At 59.8% G+C, this 18,179-nt stretch carries 15 protein-coding genes and 1 tRNA gene; 9 read left to right on the top strand and 7 right to left on the bottom strand.

Annotated features, from left to right (window positions below):
• Positions 1-86 precede the first annotated feature (86 nt).
• The 3 genes from CRI93_RS06940 to lat all read right to left on the bottom strand — a co-directional run bounded on the left by CRI93_RS06940 (position 87) and on the right by lat (position 6,994).
• Positions 87-1,976: a T9SS type A sorting domain-containing protein gene (locus tag CRI93_RS06940; RefSeq protein WP_176521749.1), complete on the bottom strand. Its 1,890-nt coding sequence runs from the start codon at positions 1,974-1,976 to the stop codon at positions 87-89.
• Between the two features lie 245 nt (positions 1,977-2,221).
• Entirely contained in the window at positions 2,222-5,323 is a 3,102-nt protein-coding gene (locus CRI93_RS06935; RefSeq protein ID WP_098061898.1) for a S8 family peptidase, read from the bottom strand.
• A 294-nt stretch (positions 5,324-5,617) separates the two neighbouring features.
• Positions 5,618-6,994, bottom strand: coding sequence for an L-lysine 6-transaminase (gene lat, locus CRI93_RS06930; protein WP_098061897.1), 1,377 nt, complete (start codon positions 6,992-6,994; stop codon positions 5,618-5,620).
• Between the two features lie 172 nt (positions 6,995-7,166).
• On the opposite strand from lat, the gene lipA reads away from it, so the two are divergent.
• The 4 genes from lipA (at position 7,167) to ndk (ending at position 9,980) form a co-directional block, all read left to right on the top strand.
• Positions 7,167-8,144: a lipoyl synthase gene (gene lipA / locus CRI93_RS06925; RefSeq protein WP_098061896.1), complete on the top strand. Its 978-nt coding sequence runs from the start codon at positions 7,167-7,169 to the stop codon at positions 8,142-8,144.
• 24 nt (positions 8,145-8,168) lie between these two features.
• Complete coding sequence (locus tag CRI93_RS06920; RefSeq protein WP_098061895.1) at positions 8,169-8,756, top strand: Uma2 family endonuclease; 588 nt, start codon at positions 8,169-8,171, stop codon at positions 8,754-8,756.
• A gap of 18 nt (positions 8,757-8,774) precedes the next feature.
• Positions 8,775-9,362 carry a Uma2 family endonuclease gene (locus CRI93_RS06915; RefSeq protein ID WP_098061894.1) on the top strand — a complete coding sequence of 196 codons (588 nt, stop codon included), beginning with the start codon at positions 8,775-8,777 and terminating at the stop codon, positions 9,360-9,362.
• A 183-nt stretch (positions 9,363-9,545) separates the two neighbouring features.
• Positions 9,546-9,980, top strand: coding sequence for a nucleoside-diphosphate kinase (gene ndk, locus CRI93_RS06910; RefSeq protein ID WP_098061893.1), 435 nt, complete (start codon positions 9,546-9,548; stop codon positions 9,978-9,980).
• A 41-nt stretch (positions 9,981-10,021) separates the two neighbouring features.
• Here ndk and CRI93_RS06905 read toward each other — a convergent pair whose 3' ends face one another.
• Positions 10,022-10,303: a DUF3098 domain-containing protein gene (locus tag CRI93_RS06905; protein ID WP_098061892.1), complete on the bottom strand. Its 282-nt coding sequence runs from the start codon at positions 10,301-10,303 to the stop codon at positions 10,022-10,024.
• Between the two features lie 197 nt (positions 10,304-10,500).
• Here CRI93_RS06905 and dacB point away from each other — a divergent pair, with 197 nt between their 5' ends.
• The gene (gene dacB / locus CRI93_RS06900) at positions 10,501-11,952 is read left to right on the top strand and encodes a D-alanyl-D-alanine carboxypeptidase/D-alanyl-D-alanine endopeptidase (protein WP_176521748.1); all 1,452 of its coding nucleotides are present in this window, start codon (positions 10,501-10,503) and stop codon (positions 11,950-11,952) included.
• 52 nt (positions 11,953-12,004) lie between these two features.
• Positions 12,005-12,490, top strand: coding sequence for a rod shape-determining protein MreD (gene mreD, locus CRI93_RS06895; RefSeq protein ID WP_098061890.1), 486 nt, complete (start codon positions 12,005-12,007; stop codon positions 12,488-12,490).
• A gap of 26 nt (positions 12,491-12,516) precedes the next feature.
• Here mreD and dapA read toward each other — a convergent pair whose 3' ends face one another.
• The 3 genes from dapA to CRI93_RS06880 form a co-directional block, all read right to left on the bottom strand.
• Positions 12,517-13,419 carry a 4-hydroxy-tetrahydrodipicolinate synthase gene (gene dapA / locus CRI93_RS06890; RefSeq protein ID WP_098061889.1) on the bottom strand — a complete coding sequence of 301 codons (903 nt, stop codon included), beginning with the start codon at positions 13,417-13,419 and terminating at the stop codon, positions 12,517-12,519.
• Positions 13,420-13,482: 63 nt separating this feature from the next.
• Positions 13,483-14,223 (bottom strand): 4-hydroxy-tetrahydrodipicolinate reductase, encoded by a 741-nt coding sequence (gene dapB / locus CRI93_RS06885; protein ID WP_098061888.1) that lies wholly within the window; start codon positions 14,221-14,223, stop codon positions 13,483-13,485.
• Between the two features lie 107 nt (positions 14,224-14,330).
• On the bottom strand, positions 14,331-15,506 hold the full coding sequence (locus CRI93_RS06880) for an NAD-binding protein (RefSeq protein ID WP_176521747.1): 1,176 nt from the start codon (positions 15,504-15,506) through the stop codon (positions 14,331-14,333).
• 176 nt (positions 15,507-15,682) lie between these two features.
• On the opposite strand from CRI93_RS06880, the gene CRI93_RS06875 reads away from it, so the two are divergent.
• The 3 genes from CRI93_RS06875 (at position 15,683) to CRI93_RS06865 (ending at position 18,176) form a co-directional block, all read left to right on the top strand.
• A tRNA-Ala gene (locus tag CRI93_RS06875) sits at positions 15,683-15,755 on the top strand.
• Between the two features lie 287 nt (positions 15,756-16,042).
• Positions 16,043-16,711 (top strand): ribonuclease H-like domain-containing protein, encoded by a 669-nt coding sequence (locus tag CRI93_RS06870; RefSeq protein WP_098061886.1) that lies wholly within the window; start codon positions 16,043-16,045, stop codon positions 16,709-16,711.
• A gap of 520 nt (positions 16,712-17,231) precedes the next feature.
• The gene (locus tag CRI93_RS06865; RefSeq protein ID WP_098061885.1) at positions 17,232-18,176 is read left to right on the top strand and encodes a PLP-dependent cysteine synthase family protein; all 945 of its coding nucleotides are present in this window, start codon (positions 17,232-17,234) and stop codon (positions 18,174-18,176) included.
• The last annotated feature ends 3 nt before the right edge of the window (positions 18,177-18,179 follow it).

Here is an 18,179-nt window from a genome sequence, read left to right as displayed (position 1 = left end):
TCCCTCCAGCATACTACAACGAAAAGCACCGTCACGCGCAAGCGTAGCGGTGCTTTTTGGTTTGATATGTACGTGACGCCGTGTGATTAGCGGACCAGCGCTACGCGGCGCGTTTCCGTGAAGTCGCCGCCGCTAATGCGCACGAAGTAGGTGCCGCTGGCCCACCGGCTACCGTCGATCGTGACGGTGCGTGCCACGTCTTCGCGCAGGCCCACGCGGTTGCTGTAGACGCGCTGGCCGATGGTGTTGTAGACCTCTACATCGACCGACTGCGCCGACTCGGCCGTGACGTCGAAGCGAAAGGGGCCGCTGGTCGGATTCGGGTAGGCTTCGGTAAAGACCACGGGGGCGTCGAACGGAATTTCGGCCTCAACGGGCTCGCTAAACAGGACGTTTCCTGCGTCGTCGGTGGCGCGAATGCGATAGAGATACTGGCCTGCGGCCTGGTTCTGAAACTGTGCGTCTGTACCGCTCATGGGCATGTCCGAGATGACCTCAAACTCGGCATTATCGCGACCTACGCCTGCTGCCCGCTCTACCTCAAAGCGAAAGTTGGAGGCGTCGGGGGGAAGCTGCCAGTTTACAGCGACCGGCGCGCGGCCCTGACTGTTCGGCGCTCCCTCTACCGCAGCAGCAATGTTGTAGGCATTGATTTCGACAGGACCGGTGGTGATCGTGACATCAGAGGGGGTCCCGTCGTTGCGTATCCAGCTCAACTCAAACGTGTAGCGGCCCATCGGCAGGTCCTCTACCGGGAAGACAACCCGCGACCCGGCTGATCCGGCGGTCAGGCGCTCCTCGCCAAAGGCTTCGCCGAAGCGGCGGGTGGTGATGATGTACTCGTCGATTTCGCTGGCATCGGGGCCGGTATTCCACGACAGCGTAGCATTGCCCGATTCGGAGCGTGCTGCGGCTTGAAAGGCAAAGACCGTGGACCCAACCGACTGCAGGCAGCCCTCGTTGAGCGTCCATCCCAGGTCGGCCAGCAGACCGCACATATTGGGGCCGGGCACACGCGCCACCTCGTTAAAGCCGACTTGCGGCGTCATAAGCGCGTTGGGGTCGCCTGCGGGGTACGCGGATTCGTCGAAGTGAGCGATGCTGGACCCGCCCTGATACGGGTTTGGCGCGTACAACTGGGCAGGCACCGGGCCAGTGCTGGTTTGAGCGGCCAGATCGGTGGTTTCTCCGGTAAAGAAGAGCGCGTTGCTGGCGAGCGCATCACCAAGCGCGGTCGAGGGATTCGGGTAGAGGGATTCGTTGAGGACCGAGTTAAACGTACCAGGTGGGTCTTCGTGTACGATGCCTGTTGACAGAATGCCAGGCACGCCGGGCAGTTGTTCGATGCCCAGCGAGCCTTCGCCGTTCTCAACGCCGCCCAGGTTCAGGAAGTTAAGACCGTGCCCAATTTCATGTAAGATGACGCTGGTAAAGTCGATTTCAGCGGGACCGGGCTCATTTTCACCAAAGTGCCAGTCGTTGCGCCCGCTGTTTACGTTTACGATGATGTCGGGCTCGCCAGGGTTTTGATCGCTCCCCAGCAGCGCATCGGCCAGCGCATCCCCAATGATGAAGCTATTATTGTTGTTGTCCGTCAGTTCGTACAGGAAGCGAGGCCCGGCCGAGGCGAGCGTGTTCGCATCCTGGCTCTGATACGAGGCGTCGATGCGAATCTCAACGGGGGTGCTGATGTGTGTCCGCCAGACATCGATGGCGCGCTGGAAGGCCTCTTGCGCCTGGGGGGTGAAGCCTGCCCCGTAGTTTACCGTGATGTTGGCCTGCTCATTTTTCGGCACGACCGTGTCGGACACCAAAAAGGTCTCCATGTTACGGGGGTCGTTCTCGATGCCGCACACTTCGTTGTACGACATGACCTGCTCAAACGGAATCTGGTTTTCCACACGCAGGTCACGATCTGGAGCAAGCTGCGCCTGTGCATCTGGGGGCGAGGTGGCGGCCCATACCACGATGAGCATGAGGCTGCAGAGCAGCGCCTGAACGATTGAGGCACGCCTGCGCGGGGAGAGAAACAACGGCATCCGACTACGTTTCTTTTCGGGTGGATACTAAAGCACGATGCTTGCTCCCTGACTTTGATATCAGCAGAATACAAGCAGCTGTAAAGTATGCGCTATGCTGTTAAACTGCAATCGCTCTGGAATACCGGTGTTTGCATGCAGCCCCTAACGGGACCGCGTGCCTCACCGTACCCCCAATAAGGTTATCGCACTCGGGTAAACGACCGCTGCGCGGTGAACGTCTCCCCTTCCACGCGCATCATGTACCACCCGCTGGCCATTTCTGAAGGGTTCACCTCCAGTATGGTGGGGCGATCCGCCTGCACCGGCCCCTGATACACCGTGGCAACGCGTTGCCCTAACACATTGTACACCGTGGCCGTTACGTCTTGCAGAGCCCCTACCGTAAGCGTGAAGCGTGTATTCGAAACGCTGGGATTCGGATACGGGGCCGACAGCGAATACGTGCTACGCAGTTGCACGTGTGTGGTGACCGGCGCATGCACGGTTTCAGTACCGTCAAGGTCGATCTGGCGAAGCCGAAACGCATGCGGACCTGCAGGTAGTGCATCGGTCTCGAACTGATAGGTGTGTCGTGCAGCGGTTGTACCGTGCCCTTCCACAACGCCTACTCTGTGAAACGAGGCGGTGCTGTCTGCCCCAGGCCGATGCTCAACAACAAATCCACTGTTATTGGTCTCAGAGAGCGTTTCCCACCGTACCACCACCCGGTCGTTGTGTACCTGTGCGCTAAAGTCGGTCAACTCAACGGGCAAGGTGCTATCGTCTCCGGCACTTGTAGCAACCTCGGCACGCACCACCAGATTGCCGTCTATGGAATGCCACGTATGGCCTTGCTGACGCTGTGAACGTCCGGTCGCGGTAGAAGCTGTTTCGGCAACCAGCGTAACCGTGTCGCTGGATGCCTCGGGTTGGATAACGACGTGGTAGTCGGTATCGCGCGTAACGGGCACGCAGTCTTGTAGGCTTACGTACTCGGGCGTAAAGGGCATCAGCGCACCGGGTGGTATTGCAACGGGTGTGCGAAGCGGCTCCCCCGGCTCCCCGTTGTCATCTGACCATATTTGCACATGCAGCGGAGCCGTTAGTTGATTGGCCTGTGTGCCATGCGCCAGCGTGAGATATACACCGGTCACACATCCGTTTACGCTTGGCGATAGACGAAGCGCAATCGCATCGTTAGCTGTGGCGCCTACCGTTACTCGCTCCATGTCGTTGAATGTCCAGGGCGCTTCGTAGTGCATAAGCATGCGCTCGTTCGCACTCTGGTCGTGCGCCGTGCCTGTTAGAGCTGCCATTGCACGTGCTACATCCAGCTTTCCTGCTCCAAAAGCAGCGTTAGGAAGCGCCCCCTCGTCCGCCACTGCAGCATCCACGCGGGCCGTTTCCATAAGCAGGGTTCGCACCGCTTGGGCCGTCAAGGTGGGGTCTTCTTGCAAAAGCAGTGCTATACTTCCTGCTGTTATCGGTGCCGATACGCTCGTGCCCTGCATGAGATGATGCGTACCTCCCGTTATTCGATACGCTTCCAGTGGCATTTCCATATCGGACGACGTTGCCGACATCATGCGCTGGCCCGGGGCTGCAAGCTCCGGCTTGATGCGGCCATCGCGGGTCGGTCCCCGGCTGCTAAACGTAGCAATGCGGTCGCTTCCGTCATAGCTTCCACTAACGGCGCGGCCCGTGCCGTTGAGGTCGGTCCAACGCCAGCGGTGTGCATACGCCCCAACGGTAATCGCACTTGCGGCAGTAGCCGGCGCCCCCACCGTTACCGCATTGCTTCCTGTACGAAAGCGCCCCGGTAACGTCTTCCAATAGGTCCAGGCATGATACGTGAATGCTCTTTCGTCATGGTTGGATACGTCAATCGTCCAGGTTCCGGGCACAGGTGGACGATCTACCACTCCGTCGAACACTTCGATGTTGAGCGGACGATCGCCGTTATCGTATCCGACATACGAGTCGATGTATACATCGCCATCGGGGGTGCTTTCGTACACGTACCCGTTCTGATCTGCATCGACCTCCAGCTGAACCGTATGCCCGCTGGGCGAAGTCACGGTGACGGCTACGGCGGGTTGGCCATCCACCCATGCGTTCACAGCCATCGCATCGTCGTAGGTGTGCGGGCGTGTTTCGTACGACTCAAGATCCCAGTGATGGGTCTGCTCTGTACCTGGCGCTACCGTAGCCGACACATGCTGCTTCTGTGCAGGATCGCCTGAATTGCCCGCTGAAGCGACAGCCACGCGTCCAGGAGCCGTTCCGGGCGGTCCGCCTTCCGGTGTCGTAAAGTCATCCACGATTTGCGCCATTGTACTGGTCCCATCGTGCGGACCGTAATCGGTGCCAAAGCTAAGATTGACCACCACGGGTCGGCCCTGCTCCTCGCCAACGCGGTCGCAATATTCGAGCGCATCGGCTACATTAACGGTTGGATACCAGCCATCGCCCGCCTTTACGACAATAAGATCGGCTTTGGGCGCAACGCCCTGATGTTGAGGCGTTGTTGCATGCCCGGCCTCCACAAGCGCCTGTCCGGTACCGGCGAGCGTACCGGCGATGTGTGTTCCATGACCTATCGTATCGGTCTGTTCAACTCCACCTGCAGCAATATCAGCAGCCGTGTACTCACGCCCAAAGTTGAGCCCGTTCATCGTGCCCGACCGATCTGCAGGAGTCCTGCCTGTTGACTGGTCGGTCTGATCCCACAGGTACGCGATCCGAACATTGCCATCTGCGTCGTAAAAATCTCGGTGCGTTACATCAATGCCGGAGTCAATAATGCATGCCATTACCCCTTCTCCCTGATAGGCGGTCTCATTCAGTCCGCCATGGTTCAGAAAGCGCCCCCCGACCTCCGCTGCTGCTCCATCGTTGTGGGGATAGACCCGTGGAGCCACCTCAACCCGATCAACTATGGGCGACTCAGACAATTGCCGTAGCGCTGCCACCGACAGGCGCGCCGTGGCAATCTGCCCATGCACCGACTGTACGGGAATGCCCATGCGGCGCAATGCATCAGCGTTTGCTGTGTGTATAAAGGCCTGGTATGCAACTGTACCGTCGGCGCGTTCCACCTGGGCTTGTTTCAGGGATAAGGGCATAGCCACAGCCCCCGCCTGCATATCGGGGCCGTCTTGGGCCAGTAGGTACTGGAACGCACTCTCCAGACGATTCATGCTCTGCAGTTGCGCAAAAGCAGCCCCCACCGCCGATCCGCTAAAAAGCAATACCAAGAAAGTAGCTACCAGATAGTACGAGACTGTTTTTTTAAGTAACATAACGCTATATGGCTTAGTTATGGATATCTTTAAGTTGCCCCTTAATCAACACCAAGATAGATTTGCCAACTTTATCTTTTTTAATACCAAAAATTAGCTGGTTCAAGATGTCGACCCTCGCCTATATTTTATAGCAAACAGTATTCCGATGTGACACCATCGTAACTATCCCTCACAAAAAACCCCGTTGAATGGGACAAGCGCCCATCCAACGGGGGTATTATTGTACAGCAATGTATTTTACGCAATCAGAACCCGTACAAAATGCCAGGAACGGATTGTTTTTCCGCCACCCTACATTTCATATTTTCCCATTGATGCTACAGCTGTTAGCGCCCGGTCGAGCCGCTCTATGCCCTCATCGATCTCGTCGGGGGTGATAGTTAGGGGCGAGCGGAAGCGAATGGAGGATTCGCCACATCCCAGGATGATGACGCCTTCCTCAAAGCAGTGCTCCAGCACCGCATCCCGATGCGCTTTGGTGGGCAGATCGAATGCACACATCAGACCCCGTCCACGCACGTTCGTGATTGCTTCGTGTGTATCTGCAAGGTCATGCAGTCGGTCTTGCAGGTGATCGCCTGCGTGGGCTGCGTGATCGACCAGTTCGTCTTCTTCGATGATTTCGAGGATGCGATCGAAGCGCACCATGTCGACCAGGTTGCCGCCCCAGGTGGAGTTGATGCGGCTGGGCGTTTCAAACACGTGGCCGTCAACCTCGTCGAGCTTGCGCCCGGCCAAGATGCCGCACACCTGCGTCTTCTTGCCGAAGGCCATAATGTCCGGCGCTACGCCAATGGCCTGGTGCGCCCAGAACTGGCCGGTGATGCCGACTCCGCTCTGCACCTCATCAAAGATCAAGAGGGCATCGTTTTCATGCGCAATGTCTTTCAGGTCGCGTAGGAACGAGGTGCGAAAGTGGTTGTCGCCGCCCTCGCCCTGAATTGGTTCCAGAATGACTGCAGCAATCTCGTCGGGGTGCTCATGGAAGGCGCGCTTGGCCTGCTGTAAGGCCTGCTTCTCCTTGTGCGCCAGGCGCTCCTCTTCCGCTTCATCGATCGGGAAGTGCACCTTGGGATTGGTGATGCGCGGCCAGTTGAACTTGGGGTAATACATTGTTTTCCGCGGATCCGCCGTGTTGGTGAGCGACATGGTGTATCCGCTACGCCCATGAAAGGCCTGGTCGAGATGCAGCACTTTGTGCCCAACCTCGCGCCGGTAGCCCTTCTGAAAATTCTTGCGCACCTTCCAGTCGAAGGCGGCCTTCAGCGCATTCTCGATCGCAAGGGCCCCACCCGAAATAAAGAACGTGTATGGCAGGTAGTTGGGGATGCCCACGCGGCTAAACGTATCCACAAACCGCGCCATGTGCTCGGTCATCACGTCCGAGTTGGTAATCTTGTTGAGCGCTGCATCCATGATGCGCTTCCGAAACGACTCATCGTGCGCCAGTTTTGGATGGTTCATTCCCAGCGGACTGGACGCGTAGAAGCCGAACAGGTCGATGAAGGAGGCATCGCCCGATTTGTCTTTGAGGCGCACGCCCTGACTCTCGTCCATATCGAGCACCATGCGCATCATACCCTTTGTGAGCATGTGGCGCGAAAGCACGTCGCGCACGTCGTTCGGTCCAATGGGATGTACAGCGGTTGCTACGTCTGCTTCAGTCATACAGGAAGGGGCAATACGTCAAGCGAAATCGGTGAACACTGGAAGGGCTTTTCCCTCGGCGGGAGCCGTTGCATTCAGAGGAACGCCCTGTTAGGTGTTTCGTTACGTGCAAAGCAGCAATTCTTTCCCTGCTGCGTTCCGCAAAGCCTCATGTAAACCCCACTCTTAGTGCATGTCGGACTCCGGTGCAACGTCTCCCAAAACTCCTGACGATCTTCAACTTCGCTCTGTCGAGAAAGAAGAACTCGCTTCCTCGGGCGACGGCGACTCTGGTTTTTTTGAACTGCCTGTCGTCGAAGACACCAACAAAAACAAGCAAGGCAAACGCCCCGACTGGCTCCGCGTGAAGCTGCCGCAAGGCAAGGAGTTCAAGAAAGTGCGTAGCATCATCGACGAGCACGACCTGCACACCGTGTGCGAGAGCGCCAACTGCCCCAACATGGGCGAGTGCTGGAGTGCCGGCACGGCTACGTTCATGATTCTGGGCAACATCTGCACGCGCTCGTGCGGGTTCTGCGCCATTAAGACGGGCCGCCCGCAAGACGGCCTCGACTGGGACGAGCCCCGCCGCGTGGCCGAAGCTGCCGATCTGATGGGCGTACAGCACGCGGTCGTCACCAGCGTGAACCGCGATGAGCGCAAGGATGGCGGCGCGCCCATCTTTGCCGACACCATCAACCGTCTGCATGAGCTGGGCTGCACCGTTGAAGTGCTCACGCCCGACTTCCGCGGCATCCGCGAGGCATGCCAGACGGTGTTTGATGCACGCCCCGACATCTTCAACCATAACATGGAAACCGTGCCGCGCCTCTACCGCCGTGTGCGTCCACAAGCCGACTACCAGCGCTCGCTCGACGTGCTGCAATGGGCCAAAGAAGACGGCTTACGCACCAAGAGCGGCATCATGGTGGGCCTGGGCGAAGACCCCGAAGAAGTCCTGGAACTGATGGACGACTTTGTGGAGATCGGCCTCGACGTGATGACCATCGGACAGTACATGCAGCCGACGAAGATGCACTTGCCTGTTGAGGACTGGGTGGAGCCGGAGACCTTTGCCTGGTACAAAGAGGTGGGCGAGGCAAAAGGCATTGAGCATGTAGAAAGCAGTCCGCTCACGCGCTCGTCGTATCACGCCGAGAAGCACGTGTAACTGCACGAAAGTCCGCCTTCTGCCATGCCCGTTTCTGCACCCGCCACCCTGCCAGAGCCAACGCTCTATCGCTTTTCGGTGAGCGACTACCACCAGATGGGGGAGGCCGGTGTGCTGGGACCGGACCTCAATGTCGAATTGCTGAACGGCCATATCTATGAGATGTCGCCCATCGGAAGCCGGCACGCTGCGTGCGTCGATCGACTCAACCGTCTTTTCATGCGTGCGGTCGATGACCATGCCATTGTGCGGGTCCAAAATCCGATCGTGCTTCCGCCCGACTCGGAGCCAGAACCCGATGTGGCACTGCTGAAACTGCGCGACGACAACTACGCCTCTCGCCATCCACGTCCCAACGAGGTGATGCTCGTGGTGGAAGTAGCCGACGCCTCGCTCCCGTTCGATCAGGAGGTGAAAGTGCCGCTGTACGCGCAAGCAGGCATCCCTGAAGTCTGGGTTGTGGCGCTCGACGAAGATCAAGTGCACGCGTATCGCATGCCCGAATCGGGCCGGTACCGCGAGCAAACGACATATGAGCGCGGCGACAAGCTACTGCTTCCGCAGCCGCTCGGAGATCACACTATTTCTGTTGATGCGGTTCTACCTTCGTAAACGAAAGACGGCGCTGCCATGCCTGTTGCTGCTCCGCCCGTTTCGGAACCTGCTCCGCTTCGCTTTTCGGTGAGCGACTATCATCGGATGGCGGAGGCGGGCGTGCTGAGGCCAGACCTCAATGTTGAACTACTGAACGGTCACATCTACGAAATGTCGCCCATCGGAAGTCAGCACGCTGCGTGTGTGCGTCGTCTCACGCGTGTGTTTTCAGCACACGTTCATCCCGAGCAGGCACTCGTCAGCGTGCAAAACCCGATCGTGCTTCCGCCCGACTCGGAGCCAGAACCCGATGTGGCACTGCTGAAACCGCGCGACGACGACTACGCCTCTCGCCATCCACGTCCCGAAGACGTCTTGCTCGTGGTGGAAGTAGCCGACTCCTCGCTTCCGTTCGACCAGGAGGTGAAGGTTCCACTGTACGCGCAAGCAGGCCTTTCTGAAGTGTGGGTCGTGGCGCTTGATGAGGACCGCGTCCACGCGTACCGGATGCCCGAGTCTGGCAGCTACCGTGAGCACGCCCTCTACGAGTGCGGCGACGAGATTGCACTTCCACGCAACGACATCGCGGCGGCGTTGGCTGTGAGCGATGTGCTGGGCGTATAGCAATCGCATCCCCCAGAATGCACACAACCCCCTCCTTCACACAACTTCGCCCGGTGATTCATCGGACATCAACACCGCATGGGGCAACCCGTCGTACGGAATGCGTGATTTGCGGTCGGCATCGTTCATATTGGCACGACCGCCGCGTTACGTTATCTCTTTCGTACTAACCTGCTCCGCTACATGGCTACCGAACGCACCCTTGCTATCCTCAAGCCCGACTGCGTCCGTAAGGAACTGATCGGCACCGTACTTGCGCGCATCCAAGACGCCGGGTTCGCCGTGCGTGCGCTGAAGATGATCACCCTCTCCAAGCGGGAAGCCGAGGGCTTCTACGCGGTGCACGAAGACAAGCCGTTCTTCGACGAACTGACCGACTTTATGTCGAGCGGTCCGTGCGTGCCGGTCGTGCTTGAAAAAGAAAATGCAATTGCCGACTTCCGTACCTTGATTGGCGCTACGAACCCGGACGAAGCTGATGAGGGCACGATCCGCGCCGACTTTGCGGATTCGATTTCAACCAACATTGTACACGGCTCCGATTCCGTTGGAAACGGCCAGAAGGAGGCAAGCTACTTCTTCGCCGAGCACGAAATCGTGGCCAACCGTGCAGCGTAATGCTGTTTCCGGCAACGCCCCCTCTTGCTCTGGAGAAACTCCTACGCGCTGGCGTCTGAGTCGTCGCTGTCCGCAGCAGACGGCGGCTCAGGCACATCAGCATCGCTGGGCCGCCACAGCAGTGCGTAGATAATCTCGGCGTATCCGCCCATAATGAGGAGCGGACTTACGTAGAGCGAAAGTACGCCATCGAGCGCGCTCTCCATATACATGAGCAGAAACCCAATGGCAATGGCCGCTACGCCTGCTCCAAGCAACTGATAGTTGGTGCGGCGCAGGACAGGTGGAGCCGGGCGGCGGCGCGAGCGCGAAGTGCGAGGCATAACAGCGCAGATTCATATCGACATAAACAACAGACATGCGCCCCAACCTTGCGTAGGCTGTGCAGTTCCGTGCAAGGAAGTCCGTGTCGGGGACCCGCTTCCGTTAGCCTGGGTATGAGAGGAATGCAGCTTTTTTGTTGCTCTGTTCCTTGTTGCGAGTTTGTTGGTTCATCATGATACGCTTTTCTGGCTTTGCGATGCCTCCTTGGCGTGCCCTCGTGCTCACCATGCTTCTGCTGGTGGGATGCACCGGCCTGGCGCACGCACAACAGACCGACGCACCCTCAGCACTCACTGCTGAAATTGATCGGCTGCTTGACACGCACACCGCTTCGTCGCCCGCCTTCTGGGGCGTGCACATTGTTGATGTGGAGAGCGGGGCCGTGCTGTACAGCCATCAGGGCGACCACCGGCTGATTCCAGCCTCGACCCAGAAACTTCTTACCACGAGCGCCGCGCTTGACCGGCTGGGCAGCTCATACCGGTACGAAACCGAACTGCATTTCAACGGCACCACCGAAGATGGCGTGATGCGGGGCGACCTGACGCTACGCGGCTCGGGCGATCCTACGTTTGGAAGCGATGAACTGCGCCGTGCGGACCCGTTGCAGACCTGGGCCGAGCAGCTCGCTGAGCAGGGCGTAGAGCGCATTGAAGGGCGGCTCATTGGTGATGCCCGTCAGTTCGACGGGGTGGCCTACCCCGAGGGCTGGGACATTGGCTATGTGACGCGGCAGGCCAGCCGTTACATTGGCACAGCCAGCAGTGCGCTATCGTACAGCGACAACGTCATGTCGGTGCAGATTCGGGCGTCCGAACCCGGCCAGCCCCCCGAGCTACGCGCCTACCCCAACGATGCCGTCACGCTCCGTAACGAGGCCACGACCAGCAGCCGATGGCGCGGAAATGCGCTCCAGTTCGACCGCTCGTTCGAGTCGAACACGATTCGGCTGCACGGCTCCGTGGCCCGTTCGTATATTGGCACCGTGAACGTGCCCGTTACCGAACCGGCTGACTTTGCGATGCGCAGCCTGGTGTTGGCCCTCGAAGAAGCAGGCATTACGACGGATCTTACCCGCGTCGATGCAGACACGCTTGGCACGGTGCCCGACCGTGGCACGCTGCTGTTTGTCTCGCTTTCGCCGCCGTTGGCAGACATCATAGCGCTCATCAACAAGAAGTCGAACAACTTTTACGCTGAGCAGGTCTTGCGCACCATTGGGTGGGGCGGCTCCGTGGAGGGTGGAGCACAGCGCATTCAGCAGCTGCTCCGCCGCGCCGGCGTAACGCGCTTTCCGGCAGTGCATGACGGCTCAGGGCTCTCCCGGCGCAATCTGGTAGCGCCCGCTACGTTCACAAACCTGCTGCGCTACATGGATTCGCATCCCGAAGCCGAAGCGTTTAAGGCCTCACTGGCTGCAAGCGGCGAACGCAACACCACGATGGAATATCGCCTGTCGCGCTCCCCGATACGTGCAAAGACCGGATCGCTACGATATGTGCGCGCGCTCAGTGGCTATGCGGAGCGCCCCAATGGCTCGCGCGTGGCTTTTTCAATGATGGCCAACAATTACGAGGGTAGCTCCTGGCGCGTGCGCCGCACAATGGATGAGATTGTGAAAACGCTTACGGAGTCCACTGTACTGTAGCCGTTCGTACCCGCCGCCCCCGTCGCTACGCTTTCGCATCCTTTTACCTGCCATGTCTGCACAACTGCGCTACTTTGGGGTTGGGGCTGGACTGGTCCTGGCGCAGTGGCTGGTCCTTCAGCACCTGTCGCTGTGGGGCGCGACACCCGATGTGGTGCTTCTATTTCTGGGCTGGATGGCCCTGCACATGCGGCGCCACACGGCGGCTGGGGCCGGCTTTGCACTGGGCACAGCGCTCGACATCGCCTACGGCACCTGGGGACTGCACATGATTGTGAAGACCATAACTGGCTTTCTTCTCGGCAGCATTCCCGTTACCGAAGAGCGCAACGCTGTGCTCATCCAACCCCGCCAGGCCTTTCTGGGCGGGCTTGTGCTTACGCTCATGCACAACGGACTCCTCGTCATTCTGCTGGCGCTACAGGCGCAGACCACGAATGCCTTTCTGGTGAATGCGCTGTGGCTCGGCTCGTCGGCATACACGGCGGTGCTGGGCACCATTGCCTCCATCCTGTACACCAGCAATAGCACGCGCTGAGCACAAACATCCTGTCTGGAGCCGCCCTACAGAATGTCGATGTGCGGAGCAAAGGCATCCAGCACGCGGCGCCGCACTGCTGACTCCGGATCGAGCGGTTGCATAGGCAGACGCACATGCTCGCTGATAGTCCCTGTAGCCGCCAGCACCGTCTTTACGGGTACGGGATTCGTAGCGTAGAAGCATGCTCGCATGGCCTCCAGCAACGCAAAGTGCTGCTTCTGCGCCGATGCCACCTCGCCCGCCAGCGCAGCGTGAGCAAGCGACGCAAAGGCGTCCGGCAACGCATTACTGATGACCGACACTACCCCGTCGCCTCCCAGCAGCGTGACCGGCAGCGCCATCTCATCATCGCCCGCATACACGGCAAATCCGCTGGGGCGATGCGCCAAGATATCGGTGATCTGCTGCAGATCGCCTGAGGCTTCCTTGACGCCGACCACCTGCGGCACCTCCTGGGCGATGCGCAGCGCTGTCTCGGCCGTAATGTTGAAGCTCGTCCGACCCGGTACGTTATACAGCACAATGGGAAGCGCGGTCGCCTCGGCAATAGCCGCGGTGTGCGCCACAAAGTTGTCTTGCGAGGGTTTGTTGTAGTACGGCCCCACCACCAGGAGGCCATCGGCACCCGCCTGCTCGGCCTCTTGCGAGAACGTGATGCTCTGCGCCGTGCTGTTTGTACCGGTCCCCACAATGACCGGCACGCGCCCATGAGCCGCATCTACCGCCCAGTCGACCAGCTGGCGGCGCTCTTCATGCGTTACCGTCGGGTTCTCGCCCGTGGTGCCCAGCACCACGAGCGCATCCACTCCGCCGTCAATCTGCGTCTCAATGAGTGCGCGAAAGGCAGATTCGTCGAGTTCTCCGTCAGCAGTAAAGGGCGTTACCAGCGCAGGAGCCGCGCCACGAAAGAGCATGTCGGTTGGCATAGTCAGAACGTAGATGTCGGAAGAAAAAGAATGAATGCGCAGTGCGTGCGCAGCAGGCAGACGCTACCCGTCGAGCAGATGGTCGAGCATGTCGTTGAGGGTATAGAGCCCGGTGCGGCCCGGCAGCCACTCCGCCGCCGCCAGCGCACCCGCCGCGAATCCCGCCCGGCTCTTAGCCGCATGCGACAGCCGAATCTGATCGTACGGACTGTCGAACGCCACCGTGTGCTCCCCGAAGACCGCCCCAGCCCGCGTGGACGTGACGTGCAACGCGTCCGGATCGATGCGGCTGTGCTGGGCTTCTGGATCGATGTGGGTTTTGCGATCCAGCGCGTTCAGTACCACTTCGCCCAGCATCTGAGCCGTGCCGCTGGGGCTATCTACTTTTTTCCGGTGGTGCACCTCATGCACGAACGCATCGTAGTCGGGGAGCGCGTTCATGAGCGTGGAGGCCGACTGCACCGCCCGGCGCAACACAGCCACACCAATCGAGAAGTTTGGCGCGTAGAGCAGTGCCGCCTCGTGGGCTTCGACCTGTGCACGCACGCGGTCGAGCGCGTCGTACCACCCCGTAGTGCCCACCACCGCCGGAACGCCTGCCTCCACATACCGCTCGATGTGATCCAGAGCCAACGCCGGAAGCGAGAAGTCGACCACCAGATCGGCAGACGACAGCGCGTCGGGCGGGGCCTCGGTAAGTGGCATATCGGCGTCGAACGTGGGGCCAATGGTGTGCTCGGCAGCACGGGCTGCATCAGCGACAGCTGTGCCCATCTGACCCGTACCCACCAGTGCAATCGTCATGATACTTTTTCAATTGGAGAATGTCGTGTTCGGAAGCGCTTTAACGGAAGCATGAGGGCAGAGTGCCGACCGGGCCTGCTGTGTCCTGTGGCCCTCCTTAGCACTGCCTACGAGGAGCGCACCGGTCGGTTTGTGCGAACTGAATCGTAGGGCCCTGGCGGCGCGAAGTCATCGCGAAAGAGCGCCTCGGTGAGCATATGCCCAGATACGTTGTCGAGTGAGCGGATTTCGTCGGCTCCGGCACGGCGCAGGTTCTCAGTCATGTCGTTGGCATCAGCGCGAACAACGATAGTCAGGTCGGGGCACAGGCTGCGGGCAATGAGGGTGGTAAACGTGGCGGTGGTGTCGTTCCCAAGAGTAACAATGAACGCATCCGCCTGCGTTAATCCAGCTTCTTTGAGGACCTGCGGCGTTCGGGCATCGCCCACCACATCAACACCCGGCTGGTCTTCGATATCGAGCACGGTGATCGTAGCCTCGGTATCCTGAAGCGTCGTGTAGGCGGCCTGCCCCGCCTCTCCGTAGCCCGCAATAACAACAGCGGCAGACGCCGGGCCGGATTCGCGGGCCGACACCCCCAATTCAGTGCCTACCAGCTGGCGGGGCGAGAGCACCGTGTCGGCTCCTGCAGCCCGATGGTAGCGGGCCAGCGCCACGTCTTTCACAAAGGTAATGACCGTGCAGGCTGCGTGAGCCTCGCGCGCGGCCAGTGTGATGCTGGCGTTTGCGTCGTCGGCCACATCGGCCACAAGCGCGCGGGCCGTGCCAATATGCACCCCGTGCAGCGCAGGGACCGATTCGGGCGAGCCTGCAACGACTGTGTATCCCTCTTCGTGCAACTGCCCAGCCTCTTGCTTGTCGGGCACCAACAGTACGTACGGATGGTCTTGAGCCACAAGGTCTTGGATAAACACCTCGGTGCGGTCAGTATGCCCGCAGATCACGACATGGTCTTCAATATCAGGATGTGTTGTGGGAGCACTGGGCTGCAGCGTCTGCTTAAGCCACGGCACCACGAAAATGTCGACTGCACTCAGAATAAACCCAATGCCCGTGAGCTGCATCACAATCACAAACAAGTTCATCTGCAATGTGCCCCAGGGCGCATCTTCGCCGTATCCGGTCGTGGTAAACGACTGAATGACAACCTCCAACGCCTGATACCATGCCCTCGGGCGCTCTTCCAGATGCGTCATCCCCAGAGTGTACACCGACGTGAACGCAGCCGTCGTCAGCGCAAGCGCTACCGTGTAAAAAAGAGCGCGGCGAGCCAGCGGGGTCATGCGATCAGATGCAACATGTAAAGCAGTCCACGGACCCAGTTGTATCTCTCGTACATGCACACCGTTGCCTTGCCCCCGCAGCACTGTGTGGAATGTACATGAAAGGGCCCGCCTATTGCTCCATACTGGAACCTCCATCTCCGTGCGCAATAGCACACGAACGTAATTAACGATGCGGGGCCATAGCTCAGTTGGTAGAGCGCTTGCATGGCATGCAAGAGGTCCGGGGTTCGAATCCCCGTGGCTCCACACCCGCCCGATGGCCGCCTGGCTGTCGGGCTTTTTTGTTGGACGCATGTCGTCTCAACGCATTGTAGCGCTTCAAAAAGAGCGCTTTCTGTGCGTTCTTCTCACCCCCATCGCGGCTCCTTCCGAATAGAACATATTTAGGGGGAAAGTCCCGCTTCGCCTCCCCGTGGCATTCTCGTCCGGATCTGCCCACGCTTCCGCTGGCCCCGTGGTGGCACTTTTGTCGTGCAGTGGCTACCTTACCCGTCCGGTTCGCCCTCTGCTCTTGCCCAACCCCTTCTACTGCTATGCAATTCGTTGCGTGGGACATCGAGACCTGCCCGTTTCCTGTCGACTCGTTTTCTGAGGCGCAGCGCTCGCGCTTTGAGGAACGCCTTGCCAAGCGCCGCTCCAAACGCCCCGATGAAGACGAAGACGATGCGGCTCGCCTTGTGCGTAGCCTGCACCCGTTGCTCGGGTGGGTCTGCTGCATCAGCGCCGTGCGCGGTGCCGTGGGTGAAGCCCCCAACCGCCCCAAAAGCTGGACCGCCGCCTCGCCTGAGGAGGAGCCCGAACTGCTGGAACGCTTCTGGGACGACATTCAGCACATCTCGCGTAATGCCCCGACCATCCGGTGGGTCACCTTCAATGGCAAGAAGTTCGATGTGCCATTCGTCGAAGCCCGCAGCGTGCATCATGGCGTTACACCCGTAAACAGCGCCCTGCTCGACACCTACCCGTTTAACGATGCCCCCCACCTCGACCTGATGGGCCTCTGGCCCATGCCCATGCGCCTGCACGAACTGTGCGAGCTGCTCGACGTCGACTCCCCCAAAGACGAAGGCGACGGCAGCGCCGTGGCCGACCTCGTAGCTGCCGGCGACATTAACAAGGTAGCGCGCTACTGCGAGAAAGACGTTCAGGCTGCCTACACATGTGCCCAGAAGGTCTGGCCCCTTATTCAGGCACGTAAGTAACGCAGTGTGCGGGTTTTCCGATAGTCCTTTCGGATTGAGCATCCCCCTTTGTCGCCACGCGACATTTCCCTCTTCGCGAAGGGGGAAAGGCCCGAACAGCGTGAGGGAATGGGGGATGTCAGGACCGCGCATTCTACCACAAGGCAAAGACGGCGCTGCGCGGTGAGAAACGTGGCATAAGCGCCTGTTGGACGTGCATCAGCATGCCCCTACCTCCCGTTAAGCCACTTCCCCACTCTGCGTTACCACACACAATGTGTCGCATCCGTAATGCCTGTTCGTATGCTTCATGCACGGGAACGGAGCATTGGGCCGCACTTACTACACTTTAGTTATTCGCTGTACGCCATGTAACGAACACCGCGCCATGTGCATCTACCCTCCCTGTCGGCCTTGTTGTTGGGACTGGCCGGAGGGCGGCGGGTGCGGTGCATGATGGATTTTAACATCGCAATCGTGCTGCACACGCCTCTCCGGCCCTGGCTGCGAGAGGCTTTTTCTATTGATGTCCTTGCCTGTTATGACCGCTTCGTCCCCTTTTTCTCCCGCAACGGATACGCGTCCGGCTCTGCTCGATGCTATCGGCAACACCCCGCTGCTGCCGCTGCGCCAAATTGGGCACGACCTGCCCGACGGCGTAACGCTGTGGGTGAAAGCTGAACACCTGAATCCCGGCGGCTCGGTGAAGGACCGCCCCGCCCGCCATATGATCGAAGACGGACTCCGCACCGGCGCCTACCAGCCGCATCATACCCTGATCGACGCCACCAGCGGAAACACGGGCATCGCCTACGCCATGATTGCCGCTGCGCTGAACCGCGAGGTGGCACTGGCCCTGCCCGAAAACGCATCCGCCGAGCGCAAGGCGGTGCTGCGTGCGTATGGAGCCGAACTTATCCTGACTGATGCGATGGAGGGCACCGATGGCGCGCAAGCCCGCGTGCAAGAACTCGTAGAGGCGCACCCCGACCGCTATTTCTACCCCGACCAGTATAGCAACAACGCCAACTGGCAGGCCCACTACGACACCACCGCGCCCGAAATCTGGACCCAGACCCACGAACGCGTAACGCACTTTGTGGCCGGACTCGGCACCACGGGCACCTTCACCGGCGTGGCGCGTCGCCTGAAGGAATACGACGACGCCATCACCTGCATTGCGATGCAGCCGGATACCGCGCTGCACGGACTCGAAGGGCTCAAGCACCTGCCTACCGCGCATACGCCCTCCATTTACGACAGCAGTTTGGCAGATGCCCAGGCCACCTGCTCCACCGAAACCGCTCACGCCATGACCCGGCGCCTGGCTGCCGAAGAGGGCCTCCTCGTAGGACCTTCAGCAGGGGCCAACGTGGCCACGGCACTCCGCCACGCCCACACACTCGATGCCGGACACATCGTCACCATCCTGTGCGATACCGGCACGCGCTACCTCAGCGACGATCTGTGGTCAGATGCCGCATAGCCT

The sequence above is a fragment of the Longimonas halophila genome, assembly GCF_002554705.1.
Taxonomy (GTDB): Bacteria; Bacteroidota; Rhodothermia; order Rhodothermales; family Salinibacteraceae; genus Longimonas; species Longimonas halophila.
The sequence above is the reverse complement of the archived record's forward strand: the minus strand, read 5'-3'. Positions and strand labels throughout refer to the sequence as shown.

Excerpts from the sequence above, each read along its gene's own strand:
- CRI93_RS06940 (WP_176521749.1), bottom strand. The coding sequence starts at position 1,976 with ATGCTCATCGTGGTATGGGCCGCCACCTCGCCCCCAGATGCACAGGCG.
- CRI93_RS06935 (WP_098061898.1), bottom strand. The coding sequence starts at position 5,323 with ATGTTACTTAAAAAAACAGTCTCGTACTATCTGGTAGCTACTTTCTTG.
- lat (WP_098061897.1), bottom strand. The coding sequence starts at position 6,994 with ATGACTGAAGCAGACGTAGCAACCGCTGTACATCCCATTGGACCGAAC.
- lipA (WP_098061896.1), top strand. The coding sequence starts at position 7,167 with ATGTCGGACTCCGGTGCAACGTCTCCCAAAACTCCTGACGATCTTCAA.
- CRI93_RS06920 (WP_098061895.1), top strand. The coding sequence starts at position 8,169 with ATGCCCGTTTCTGCACCCGCCACCCTGCCAGAGCCAACGCTCTATCGC.
- CRI93_RS06915 (WP_098061894.1), top strand. The coding sequence starts at position 8,775 with ATGCCTGTTGCTGCTCCGCCCGTTTCGGAACCTGCTCCGCTTCGCTTT.
- ndk (WP_098061893.1), top strand. The coding sequence starts at position 9,546 with ATGGCTACCGAACGCACCCTTGCTATCCTCAAGCCCGACTGCGTCCGT.
- CRI93_RS06905 (WP_098061892.1), bottom strand. The coding sequence starts at position 10,303 with ATGCCTCGCACTTCGCGCTCGCGCCGCCGCCCGGCTCCACCTGTCCTG.
- dacB (WP_176521748.1), top strand. The coding sequence starts at position 10,501 with ATGCCTCCTTGGCGTGCCCTCGTGCTCACCATGCTTCTGCTGGTGGGA.
- mreD (WP_098061890.1), top strand. The coding sequence starts at position 12,005 with ATGTCTGCACAACTGCGCTACTTTGGGGTTGGGGCTGGACTGGTCCTG.
- dapA (WP_098061889.1), bottom strand. The coding sequence starts at position 13,419 with ATGCCAACCGACATGCTCTTTCGTGGCGCGGCTCCTGCGCTGGTAACG.
- dapB (WP_098061888.1), bottom strand. The coding sequence starts at position 14,223 with ATGACGATTGCACTGGTGGGTACGGGTCAGATGGGCACAGCTGTCGCT.
- CRI93_RS06880 (WP_176521747.1), bottom strand. The coding sequence starts at position 15,506 with ATGACCCCGCTGGCTCGCCGCGCTCTTTTTTACACGGTAGCGCTTGCG.
- CRI93_RS06870 (WP_098061886.1), top strand. The coding sequence starts at position 16,043 with ATGCAATTCGTTGCGTGGGACATCGAGACCTGCCCGTTTCCTGTCGAC.
- CRI93_RS06865 (WP_098061885.1), top strand. The coding sequence starts at position 17,232 with ATGACCGCTTCGTCCCCTTTTTCTCCCGCAACGGATACGCGTCCGGCT.